Source organism: Aequoribacter sp. (assembly GCF_965659035.1).
Taxonomy (GTDB): Bacteria; Pseudomonadota; Gammaproteobacteria; order Pseudomonadales; family Halieaceae; genus Aequoribacter.
The window spans coordinates 1-10,949 of the sequence record NZ_CBFHWH010000071.1; the positions used below are offsets into that span (position 1 = coordinate 1).

At 53.1% G+C, this 10,949-nt stretch carries 9 protein-coding genes and 1 other RNA gene; 5 read left to right on the plus strand and 5 right to left on the minus strand.

Annotated features, from left to right (window positions below):
- Window positions 1-1,039 (minus strand): tetratricopeptide repeat protein (locus tag ACTF5Z_RS09475; protein ID WP_438985423.1); only part of this gene is annotated, 1,039 nt, incomplete at its 3' end.
- Between the two features lie 128 nt (window positions 1,040-1,167).
- Between ACTF5Z_RS09475 and ACTF5Z_RS09480 the strand changes: the two genes are divergently transcribed.
- Together ACTF5Z_RS09480 and ACTF5Z_RS09485 are read left to right on the plus strand one after the other, a co-directional pair.
- Window positions 1,168-2,352, plus strand: a complete 1,185-nt coding sequence (locus ACTF5Z_RS09480) for a hydroxymethylglutaryl-CoA reductase (RefSeq protein WP_423854045.1) — start codon at window positions 1,168-1,170, stop codon at window positions 2,350-2,352.
- Window positions 2,352-2,756, plus strand: a complete 405-nt coding sequence (locus ACTF5Z_RS09485; protein WP_438985424.1) for a rhodanese-like domain-containing protein — start codon at window positions 2,352-2,354, stop codon at window positions 2,754-2,756. Before ACTF5Z_RS09480 ends, ACTF5Z_RS09485 begins: the two co-directional genes overlap by 1 nt.
- On the opposite strand, the gene ACTF5Z_RS09490 is transcribed toward ACTF5Z_RS09485, so the two are convergent.
- Window positions 2,734-3,804, minus strand: a complete 1,071-nt coding sequence (locus tag ACTF5Z_RS09490) for an AraC family transcriptional regulator ligand-binding domain-containing protein (protein WP_438985425.1) — start codon at window positions 3,802-3,804, stop codon at window positions 2,734-2,736. The two genes, ACTF5Z_RS09485 and ACTF5Z_RS09490, sit on opposite strands and share 23 nt — an antisense overlap.
- Before the next feature lie 118 nt (window positions 3,805-3,922).
- Here ACTF5Z_RS09490 and ACTF5Z_RS09495 point away from each other — a divergent pair, with 118 nt between their 5' ends.
- A complete protein-coding gene (locus ACTF5Z_RS09495; RefSeq protein ID WP_438985426.1) occupies window positions 3,923-4,243 on the plus strand; it encodes a 2Fe-2S iron-sulfur cluster-binding protein in 321 nt (106 codons plus the stop codon).
- A gap of 13 nt (window positions 4,244-4,256) precedes the next feature.
- Here the strand turns inward: ACTF5Z_RS09495 and ACTF5Z_RS09500 are convergent, their stop codons facing one another.
- From ACTF5Z_RS09500 to ACTF5Z_RS09510, 3 genes are read right to left on the minus strand one after another with little or no spacing between them, the layout of a single operon-like run.
- Complete coding sequence (locus ACTF5Z_RS09500) at window positions 4,257-4,892, minus strand: TetR/AcrR family transcriptional regulator (RefSeq protein ID WP_438985427.1); 636 nt, start codon at window positions 4,890-4,892, stop codon at window positions 4,257-4,259.
- Window positions 4,889-7,990, minus strand: coding sequence for an efflux RND transporter permease subunit (locus tag ACTF5Z_RS09505; protein ID WP_438985428.1), 3,102 nt, complete (start codon window positions 7,988-7,990; stop codon window positions 4,889-4,891). Before ACTF5Z_RS09505 ends, ACTF5Z_RS09500 begins: the two co-directional genes overlap by 4 nt.
- Window positions 7,987-9,105 carry an efflux RND transporter periplasmic adaptor subunit gene (locus tag ACTF5Z_RS09510; RefSeq protein WP_438985429.1) on the minus strand — a complete coding sequence of 373 codons (1,119 nt, stop codon included), beginning with the start codon at window positions 9,103-9,105 and terminating at the stop codon, window positions 7,987-7,989. The genes ACTF5Z_RS09505 and ACTF5Z_RS09510 overlap by 4 nt, the downstream gene beginning before the upstream one ends.
- A gap of 139 nt (window positions 9,106-9,244) precedes the next feature.
- On the opposite strand from ACTF5Z_RS09510, the gene ffs reads away from it, so the two are divergent.
- Together ffs and dnaX are read left to right on the plus strand one after the other, a co-directional pair.
- Window positions 9,245-9,341: signal recognition particle sRNA small type (ffs, locus tag ACTF5Z_RS09515), an RNA gene on the plus strand.
- Between the two features lie 71 nt (window positions 9,342-9,412).
- Window positions 9,413-10,949, plus strand: a 1,537-nt coding sequence (gene dnaX / locus ACTF5Z_RS09520) for a DNA polymerase III subunit gamma/tau (protein WP_438985430.1), incomplete at its 3' end; no start/stop codon positions are given.

The window sequence follows — 10,949 nt, forward strand, 5'->3', positions numbered from 1 at the left end:
CACGTTGCTCGAGTGAACGCTGGAGTTCGATGGCTTGCTTCCAATACTCTGCGGCTTGTTTCGACTTGTCGAGGTTGGAATAAACGCCAGCTAATGTCTCGATTAAGGGCAGCGAAATCGCTGGAGTCGATGTGCCAACAAGCGCCAGTGCTCGCTCGAGCAGAGGCATGGCTTGGTCTTCTTGGCCCTGCTCAAACTTTATTTTACCCAGCGTCATCAATATCCCAGACAAAATTCGCACGTGACCCATCGCCTCGGCGGGCTCAAGGGCCTGTTTGCATGCCATTTCGGCTTCATTCAGTCGGTTTAGGTCAAAAAGTCGCGAGCAAATATTGGCGAGCTGATAGATGCCTTGTGAGCTTAAATTTTGCTGGGACGCGAGCTCTTGTGCTAGGGCATAGGCCTGACGATGCGCCTTGAGGCTCGCTTCGATCTTGTTCATATCAGCGAGCGCCGATCCGATATTTCCCAGGGCGACCAACTCTCGTTCTTTGTTACCAAGCTGTTGAGCTAGGCTTTGGGTTTGCTCGAAATACTCGATTGCGCGTTCAGGGTTGTGCGCGTACAGGTAGGCAACGCCAAGGGCGTTAAGAATGGTCAGCTCTAAATTCTTATCATGTTCGGCCTGCGCTAATTTGCGTGCTGCGTGGAAATCGTCGATAGCATCCGGGACCTGGCCTATTTCGCCTTTCACAGTGCCCCGCGTTAAGATGATTTCGGCCTGCAGATCCGAGCGCAAAGCTTTTGTCGCAATGGTGTCGGCGGCACTGAGCTCAGCAAGCGCTCGGTCGTATGCGGCAGTGTCGCGGTACAGTTTGGCTTTCTTAATGCGGATTTTAATTTGTGACTCGAGGTCGTCAAGATAGTCCTGCTGCCGTAGAGTCTCATCCAAAAAGTGGAGTAACGATTCTGGCGTTCGGTCGGTGAGTGCGTTGAAGTCCTGCTCCCAATTGTTCGCCGCGATTGCACCGGATGTAATGCAAACAAGGAACCCAATAACTGAGATGTACTTGCTCAGATTAGAAATAAAATGCGTCATGTCATCTCGCAAGAGAGTAGGCCCACAAATGTTATAGAAGGCGTGTGATGCATGCAAATCGAATAATTTTGAACTTTGAGTATTTTCTGCTACCTTAAGTTCTCAAACACGATATGCAAGGACTTAACATGGCTGGCAAAATCCCACGTTCTAACGATAACGACTACGGAAGCGACATTATCAAGCAGCGCCAAGACTTTATCGAGCAAGAGACGGGCGCTAAGCTCCACCACACGAAGCAATTTTCGTTTAATCCAGAGAACATGTCCGGCAACATTGAGAATATTTTTGGTGTCGCCCAGGTGCCGGTTGGCATTGCCGGGCCCTTGTTAGTCAACGGTGAATACGCACAGGGTGAATTTTTTGTGCCCATGGCAACGGTAGAGGGCACCATGCTTGCCAGCTATAACCGCGGCATGAAGGTCATTCGCGAGAGCGGTGGTGTCCTGACCACGGTAACCGATGTGGTGATGCAGCGTGCCCCGTGTTTCGTGTTCAAAGACGCACGTCAGGCGCGCGATTTCACGCTGTGGCTGGACCAAAACTTCTTGGAGATTAAGGCCCGTGCGGAAACGACTACATCGGTAGGAAAACTCAACGAAATCGAGCGTTACCACGTTCATAACATGGTTTACACGCGCTTTGACTATTCAACCGGAGATGCCGCCGGGCAGAATATGACGAGTCGAGCAACGTTTGTGGCGTGCGAATGGATTCGCGAGCAAAATCCTCACATGTCACACTATTTGTTATCAGGGTCATTTGACACCGAGAAGCGCACGTCTAGCGTTAACTTGTTGAAGGGGCGGGGGCGTCGCGTCACTGCGGAAATCACGATTCCTAAAGATGTCATGAAACAACACCTGAAGGTGACGCCCGAGGCTATGCATTACGGGCAGGGCATCAGCACTCTGGCCGCTTTGCTGACCAATTCTTCTAACAACGCAGCTCATCCTGCGAATGGGTTGGCTGCACTTTACCTCGCGACTGGGCAAGATATCGCCAATATCGGTGAGTCAAACCAGTGCACCACTTATAACAAGGTGACTCGTAACGGTGATTATTACTACTCCATCACCTTGCCATCGTTGATTGTGGCGACCTATGGGGGTGGTACGAGCCTCGCAACGCAACGTGAGTGTTTGGAAATTATGGATTGCTACGGTGCTGATAAGGCGATGAAGTTCGCTGAAATTGCTGCGGGCTTAGTGGTTGCCGGTGAGTTGTCGTTAGCGGCCGCTACGCGCACCGACAAAGAGACGCGCACCAACGACTGGGTCGATGCCCACGAACGTTTGGGGCGCAACAAGTGATGCGTCAGTATTCTTTCACGCTAGCGCTAGGCCTTGCTCTGGCGCTATCATTGGCGTTTTTGAGCGGATGTGAGAAGGATACGATGATGACTCCAGAACAGGCTTGGGCGGCAATTGAACAGCCCGCATTGGTGATAGATGTTCGGACCGACGAAGAGGTGGCCGCGGGCACCATAAAAGGGTCCTTGCACATTCCCTATGAGATTATTGTGGCGCGTGCGAATGAGCTTGGTTTGGCAAAAGAAACACCCATTGTCGTGTATTGTCGTAGCGGTAATCGCTCGGGTATCGCGCAGTCGATGTTGCAAGCCGACGGTTTCACTGCTGTTGTGAATGGCGGTGCCTACGTTGACTTAGACGCTTTTAATCCTGGCGCTAAAGTCAATGCTCACTGGACGCCCTAAGACGTAAATCTGATGTTACGAGTGGGTCAGACGGTAGTGCTCTGACCTCACTTGGCGGCATTCCAAACCAACGACGGCAAGCTCGTCTAAAATTCGCGACGTCGTTGTAACCTAAGATGGCTGCAATAGCCTCGGTCGATAGAGTCGTCTCTTGCAAGTGTCTTGCGGCAAGTTCCGCAAGGGTACTGTCGCGCACCTGGCGGTAGCTAGTGCCTTCGGCAGCGAGCCTCCGAGCGATGGTGCGCTTGGAGGTAAACATCGCTCGAGCGAGCATATCTTCACTGACCGTCGCCGCGGGTTGTGACAACATGAGTTGCCGCAGCCGATCGGCCAAAGTCAGATGCTTTCTGGGGGCTGACTGCAGTATCTCTTCGCATAAATCTCTGGCGCGCTGATAAGACTGTGTGTCGCTCGAGACATTGGCGTACTGCGCGAACTGTAAGGGAATCCAAAAAGCATCTGTCTCTGCGTCGAAACTTACCTCAGCTCTCAGTGCTTCGTGGTACTTCTCGGCGTAGCTCGGTGCTGGGTAAGAAAACGTGAATTTTAAATCGGGTAGGGCTTCGCCTGTCACAGCATCGGCCACAGCTTTGACCACAAGCGCAAAGCATTCCGTCAAGTGAATCCTATTTTCTTCACTGACTGGAACTGTAATCTTCAGGCGGCAGCATAAATAGTTTTCGACTTCTGCGATTTCTAAATGAGTAAACGAAATTCGCAAAGGTAAGAAGTCGCGCAAGGCCATCATGGCGCGCATCAGGGTGGGGCTGCTAAGGGCCAGATAACCGATAGGGCCGAAAGTGTTGGGTGTGAGCTGGCTACCTGCAACCAAGCCAAATCCTGGCTTGCCATACAAGCCGCGCGCGTTATCGATAATGACCATTTGCGATTGAGCGCTGATCAGTGTGTTGTCACCCGGCATCAGTATGGCCGGGTCTAAGCCAGAGCCGGCAAGTAAGCGCGGTAAGTCGCGCTCTTGCAAATTTAGAACACGCGCCGTAATTCGCGTATATAGCGAGGGTATGAAATCTTCCCGTCGTTGACTCATGTTGACACCGATCACTCGAAAACACAGAGTGTCCTAAAAAATACGCATTGTGTCAAAATAAGACCGCCTTTAAACTCCGCTATTCGTTACAATGTCGAAATAGCACAAGGAGCATATTATGGTTAGCATTACCTTTATACAGCACAACGGCGATGAAATGACGATCGATGCGGAAGAGGGTCGTTCATTAATGGAAAATGCTATCGCCAAGGGCGTTGATGGTATCGACGCTGACTGCGGTGGCGGTTGTGCCTGTGGTACGTGCCACGTGTTTATCAGCGAGGCGTTCATCGATAAGTTATCCGCTCAAGATGAGCTTGAGGATGCCATGTTAAGCATGCGCCCAGATCGTGAGGCGAATTCCCGCTTGAGCTGTCAGGTGCAAGTTACCGAGGCGCTCGATGGGATGGTTGTCAACGTCCCAGAATATCAAATGTAAGGTATCGAGCAGACTAGCCTCGGCGTTTAGTCTGCTCTTCTTTAATGCCTTGTAAAAACGTATAGGCACTGTCTGTTAGGCACTGGAAAATACACAAATTTGGCGCTAAACGATTCAAACGTTTGGTCATTTGCAGGCTGACTAAACCGTGTCCCATCGCCATAAGCTTCACGGCAAGTTCTCGGGGTTCAGTCGTTAGTTGTTCGGCTTTCACCCAGTCATCCACCAAGTCTACTAGCTCGTTGAACGCTCCCAACGTTGTGAACTGAGCATTCTCTAGCGTATCGATCAGCACCTCCCCCCACATTAAATCAAAGAATGCGGCCTTCTCGGTAACATAGCGCATATAGGCGTGGCCAGAGCTGATGATGCGGTCGATGCTTCCGCGAGGGTGAGGCTCGATGGCGTGATTTATGGCGGAATGCAGGCCGATGAACCCAAGTTCTGCCACGCGCGCGAGCAGGTCCTCTTTGTCTTTGAAGTGTCGGTAGGGAGCGCCCGAGCTAACGCCCGCTCTGCGAGCCGCTTCGGACATTGTAAAGTCAATGCTGCCGCGCTCTTCGATCAGCTCAGCGGCCGCAAGTATAAGAGTATTTTTTAAGTCGCCGTGGTGGTAGGGGTTGCTTGCGGTCGCTTTACTTGTGGTCATGCGTGCACCTCTGACGCTTCTCTGGTTTCGGAGGCGCGCGATGAACGAGCGACCAATAAAAACGCTGGGGGCACCAGATAAAAACTAATCAGGGTCGACAGCAAGACGCCGCCTGCGATCGCCATGGCAAAGGGAGGCCAAAATTGACCACCCTCTAATATGAGCGGTAGGAAGCCTCCAAAGGTGGTAATCGTCGTCGAGACGATATGTCGGCTCGAATCCATGACAACATTACGCATACTGAGAACCTCGCCACGCGTGGCTTCGGTATCGAGCTGAAGCGCGGTGATAATAATGATTGCGGCGTTGATGGATACACCAATCGAGCCAATCACACCAATCAATGCTTGTAAGCCGAAGGGGTAGCTAAAAATCTCGATGGCCAATAAGCTGAGCGTCATGGAGCACAGGCAAACCAAAAAGCCCACCGCGGTTAAACGCCAGGAGTTGAAGGTCAGCAGCATCGTCGCGAGTAACGAGGCCATGATTAACCCGAGCGGTGCCATGATATAACCGACGACCTCCGCGCGCTCGTTGGCATCACCACCAAATTTGATGCTGTAGCCGGGAGGGAGCTCGATGGGGTCATTTTCTAAATCGGCCTGCAGCTCTTTAAGGGCTTCTTCCGGTAATATCCCGCGTACCAAATAGCCTTGGACGGTGTTAAGCCGCTCGCCGTCTTGTCTAGTAATTGGGCTGTAGCTGGGCACCAGTTTGAAGTCACTGACGGCACTCAACGGAATATAGTTACTATCGGTGTCCAATCCTGCGGGTGCTTGCAAGTGCGTTAGGGCGTTGGTGCCGGTCCAGTTTTCAGACGCTAGGCGCACCCGGATGGGAAGTCGCTGCGTACCCTCCAAGATCTCGCCACTGGTCGTGCCTGACAAGGCGGCTCCGACATTAGCCGCAAGGCTCGCCACATCGAACCCGGTGTATTTAAGCGCTTCTTCTTTTACCTGCAATTCCACTTTTGGTGGAGCCCCCAAAATTGAGGCATTGGTGTGCGTTACGGCGGGAATGCGTGCCATTCTTTCTCTGAAAAGATTGCCGTATTCACGCAAGGTGGTCAGATCGGGGCCATAGATCTCGACCTCCAAGGGCGCAGCAACGGGCGGACCTTGGTCGATGCCACGCACCACCGATCGTGCATTGGGGAATGCGTGGTCCAGTTGACCTTGCAGCTCGCGAATGGCCGCATCGGTTTTTTTGGGATCACGAGTCAGTACCAGGGCTTCCGCCCAAGTGGAGACACCGTCCATTTTGCGATACATGTTGTAGTAGAAAGGCGGCGCGCTCTCGCCCACCGTCCAATCGATGCGTCGTACCTGAGGATGCTGACGAACAAAGGCATCCATCGCCTTGGCTGTCGCGAGGGTTTCATCGATCGAACGTCCGTTGGGGAGTTTGACTTGGATGTAAATTTGGTCGCGGTCAGTTCCGGGGAAAAATTGCGACGTCAGCGTTGGAAAGGCCAAAATCCCGACGACCGGCAGTACCAGGGCGCAAGTAATCGCCGTCTTTGGGAAGGCCAGCGCAGCATCTAATGAACTTGCCAGCATGTCACTCAGCCACTTTATGGTGACGCCCCGTTGCATGAAGCCTGTGCTGTCGCCATCGGGTAGTAGCCTCGCCGCGAGGACCGGTGTAATCGCGAGGGCTAACACCAACGACGTGACCAGCATTATGATGACCGAGGTTGCAATGGAACCCATGAATGAGCCGGCAGGGCCAGGTAGTAAGGCGAGCGGCAAAAACGTTAAGACGGTGGTTACCGTAGAGCTTAATAGGGGAATAAACATACGGTTGACGCTTAGCTCGATGGCATGGCGACGGGATGCCCCTTCCTGTAGGCGCTTACGTACGTCGTCCGTCATAACAATCGAGCCATCCACCAAAAGTCCTAGAGCCACTATGAGCCCGGTTATCGACATTTGGTGCAATGACATACCAATTAATTGCATGATGGTTAAGGCGGTAAGCGCACACAAGGGTAAAATGATCGATACCACGATCGCCGCGCGCCAACCTAAAGTGAGGAGCAATACGCCTATGACAATAGCGACCCCCATCACTAAGTTACCGAAAACACTCGCGAGACGCTCTTCGCTGTATTTGCCCTGATCATAGGAGATTTCGAACTTTAGCTCTGGCGCTAGGGTTCGCTGATACTCCCAAATCGCCTGCTCAAATTTCTTGGTCCACTGATCGACTTGCAGACCCGACTTCATGGCAATACCGACCAAAATACCGCGTCGCCCATCGGTCAGGACATAGCCTGAAGCAGGCGTTCGCTCGATCTTTTGAATGGTCGCTACATCGCTGAGGCGAGTAACACCGCCAGAGGTGTTCGTTTGCAGCACAATTTGCCCGAGTTCTGCGGCGCTATCAAACTGTCCCTGGAGCTCTACCAGCAGATTATTGTTTGCGCCTTGAGTCAGGCCAGCTGGGCGTTTGGAGTCCGCCCTGTTGACCGCCTCGATAACTTGACCTAAGGTCAGGCCGCGCACAATCAATTGTGTTTGATCGACAGCAACAAGCACCTCCTCGTTCGCTTCTCCGTATATGTCTACCAGACTGGTGCCGCTGTAGTTACGGGCAAAATCAGCGAAGTTTTCGGCCGCACGGCTAAGTACACCCATCGGGATGGTTTCGCCGTCCTTAGCACTCATGGCGACAATCGTAGTGTAGGCAATTAAGCGGTCATCATCGAAGATGGGGTTGCCAGCGCCCTCAGGAAATCGCAAGCTCGCATCGCCCAAAGCATCGCGAATCTCGCCCCAGGTCACCTCCATCTCTTCATTGGTCAAAAAATCGGATAAGCGAATGTTGATCGATGAGATATTGGCATTACTGATGGACGCAATCTCGTTGATCTGCGGGATTTTTTTAAGCTCTTCCTCAATTGGACGAGTGACCAGAGCCTCGACGCGGTCCGGCGTGGCGCCGGGGAACACGGTCGTCACTGTCGCCACAAAATTCATCATGGTCGGATCTTCTTGGCGACCGAGTTGTTGGAAGGCGTTTACACTAACCGCCACGATAACAACGATAATCAGCGCCAGATAGCGGGATTTGTCGTAGAGTTTTTGAGCAATCATTGGGCGGCCTCGACTGGGTTGATCGCCATTCCGGGAACCAAGCGGTGGGTGCCGCTGGCGATGACCTTGTCGCCGTTCTTCAATGAACCTCGAACGTACACGCGGTCATCGGCAAAGTCGATGATCTCGAGAATGGCCCGCTCCGTCACGATTTTATCTTCTTGGTTGGTCCGCGCTACAAGTGCGGTCCACAGCCCGCGTCCGCCCTCTGTTAAGGCGGTCATGGGTAACCAACCGCCGGCAGTCTCGATTGTGATAGCGTGGTGCAAGACGGCAACTTGGCCGGGTGTCGCCTGGCTATCATCGACTAGGGCAATTCGGACCGTTTGCGTGCGGGTACGCAGGTCTAATTTACTGCTAATGCCGAGAATTTGCCCAACAATCGCTTGGCCATCGATGTAGACCGTCACGACCTCGTCGATTACAAGCTGGGTCGCGATCTGCGCCGGTATACCGATAATGGCTTCGCGACCTTCTTTGCTGGTGATGTCATAAATGGGTGAGCCCGACGCCACAACGTCACCGATACTCGCATGTCGAGCATTGACTGTCGCGGCAAAGGGCAGCGTTAATTCGCTTTTGGTTAGTGCAACGTTGACCGCGGAGAGTTCCGCTTGTAGCGCAGTTTTGGCGGCATCAGCACTCTCTAGACCCAAGCGAGCCTCGTCGAATTGTCCTTGGGAAACGGCGCCTCGGCCATACAAATCTTGAATTCTCTCGAACTGTAGATTGGCCAGCTCTACCTGAGCTTGCGCTTGCTTGAGGTGCGCATCTAACGCTTGTTGGTTAGCGACTAAAGTTCGCGTATCGAGCCTCGCCACGATTTGCCCAGCTTCGGCCGTGTCGCCCACCCGCAGGTCTAGCGAAATCAAAGTGCCCGGAATTTCAAAAGCAAGACGAGTATCTTCTTTCGCGGCAACGATACCGGCGAACGTTACCGTTTTTTCATAGCTGTCTTGCTGAACGAAGCGCGTGATTTCTGCGTCGAGTGCTCGATCTGTATCGACTGCAACAGTCGCAGGCGCTTTAGTGTAAAGCGCACCGGTCAGTAAGGTTGCGGCGCCGCCGGCAATGCAGAGGGCGATGATGCTAACAAGAGGGCGTGGCAAAGGCATGAATTTAGGCTCGAAGTAAGAAGTTCTTACATAATGTAAGAGCTTCTTACACTAATGTCAATTCTCAGGCTTGGCTTGCATGCAATAGAGAATTCTGAGAGTATTGCGCGCCCTAGAGATAGGCTCGCTATGGTCGCCCAGGCGGTCCCCTCGCAACGAGAATTGGTAAACCCCGCCAGGCCCGGAAGGGAGCAACGGTAGTCAATGCATCGTGTGCCGGGGTGTGGCTGTTTGGGCGGCCTCCAATTTCGTCTTTATGCCTTGTTAGTGTATGCTTAGCCGCTGATATTGTTGCAGGTTTAAATCCATGGCGTACACGGTTCTGGCGCGCAAGTATCGCCCTCAGATCTTTCGAGAAATGGTCGGGCAAGAGCACGTTTTAAAAGCGCTTATTAATGCCCTCGACCACGACAGGTTGCACCACGCCTATTTGTTTACTGGTACGCGAGGCGTGGGTAAAACCACCGTCGCCCGCGTGTTAGCAAAGTGCTTTAACTGTGATCAGGGGGTGAGCTCTGAACCCTGCGGTGTGTGCAGCGCCTGCCAAGAAATCGCAGAGGGGCGCAGCGTGGATCTTATTGAGGTGGATGCGGCGTCTCGAACCAAGGTCGAAGACACCCGTGAGCTTTTAGAAAACGTGCAGTATGCACCCTCACGTTCGCGCTACAAAATCTACTTGATCGACGAAGTTCATATGCTGTCGTCACACAGTTTTAACGCTCTGCTAAAAACCTTGGAAGAACCTCCAGAGCACGCAAAGTTTTTGCTGGCGACCACGGACCCGCAAAAACTACCGGCCACGATTCTGTCGCGCTGTTTGCAGTTTCATCTCAAAAATTTAAGTCCCGATCGGATCAGTGATTATCTTGGTCACGTGTTGGAACGCGAGATGATTCAGGCGGATCCTGCAGCATTGGCTGAACTCGGGCGTGCCGCTGAGGGTAGCATGCGCGACGCGCTCAGCTTGACCGATCAAGCCATCGCATTTGGTGGGGGGCAAGTCAGAACAGCGGATGTCAGCTCCATGTTAGGCAGTATTGCCAGCGGTAAGGTTTTGCCTCTGTTACAGGCACTGCAAGCAGGGCAGGCTAAAGACATGTTAGATGCGGTGAGTCTGCTCGCGGAGCACGGTGCAGATTTCGGTAAGGTCGTTGATATGTTGCAGCAATGGTTGCATCAGATTGCCCTGGCTCAATGGGTACCAGGTACCTTGCAGCATGCCGCGCTGGACGCTGAGGCAATACAAGCACTGGCGCACGTGATGGCGCCCGAAGATGTGCAGCTGTTTTACCAGATGCTGGCTTCGGGGCGTGTGGACGTGGTCAGTAGTAGCGATCCTAAGGCGGCGTTCGAGATGTTGCTGTTACGTTTGATGGCTTTCCGGCCGGCAATTGCGTTCAGTGATGAATCCGTGAGCTTCGAGGTGACCGCTGCGCAGACTTCCGATTCGGGCGTCGTGTCTGTTGCTCACGATATTCCAGAGCAGGTGTCCACGGCTCAAATTCAATCTGCAGGCAACCATGAGGACTCTGACACGAACTTAGTGTCTGACTCGTCGTTAGCTCCTGCACCTTGGGATGATCAGCCCGTGGCGCACTTGCAAGATTCGGCACCTCCTTGGGGCGAAGCGACTGCTCCTGATCATGGTGACGCGCTTACTAGCGCGGCTGTTGAGCCGAACGTTCAGAGCGTGCCTTCAGCCGAACCGGCTATTTTGGAGGACCCGAGCCCAAAAAAGTCTGAAGCCGAAGCGCCCCTCGAATCGGTCGAGGTGGCTTTTCAGTTGGCGGTAGACACGTGGCCATCCGAATTTACGCGTTTGGGTTTGAGCGGGATCTTGTACA

Bases quoted from the DNA above. Each gene is read 5' to 3' on its own strand.
- ACTF5Z_RS09505 (WP_438985428.1), bottom strand. From the start codon at position 7,990: ATGATTGCTCAAAAACTCTACGACAAATCCCGCTATCTGGCGCTGATT.
- ACTF5Z_RS09490 (WP_438985425.1), bottom strand. From the start codon at position 3,804: ATGAGTCAACGACGGGAAGATTTCATACCCTCGCTATATACGCGAATT.
- ACTF5Z_RS09495 (WP_438985426.1), top strand. From the start codon at position 3,923: ATGGTTAGCATTACCTTTATACAGCACAACGGCGATGAAATGACGATC.
- ACTF5Z_RS09510 (WP_438985429.1), bottom strand. From the start codon at position 9,105: ATGCCTTTGCCACGCCCTCTTGTTAGCATCATCGCCCTCTGCATTGCC.
- ACTF5Z_RS09485 (WP_438985424.1), top strand. From the start codon at position 2,352: ATGCGTCAGTATTCTTTCACGCTAGCGCTAGGCCTTGCTCTGGCGCTA.
- ACTF5Z_RS09480 (WP_423854045.1), top strand. From the start codon at position 1,168: ATGGCTGGCAAAATCCCACGTTCTAACGATAACGACTACGGAAGCGAC.
- ACTF5Z_RS09500 (WP_438985427.1), bottom strand. From the start codon at position 4,892: ATGACCACAAGTAAAGCGACCGCAAGCAACCCCTACCACCACGGCGAC.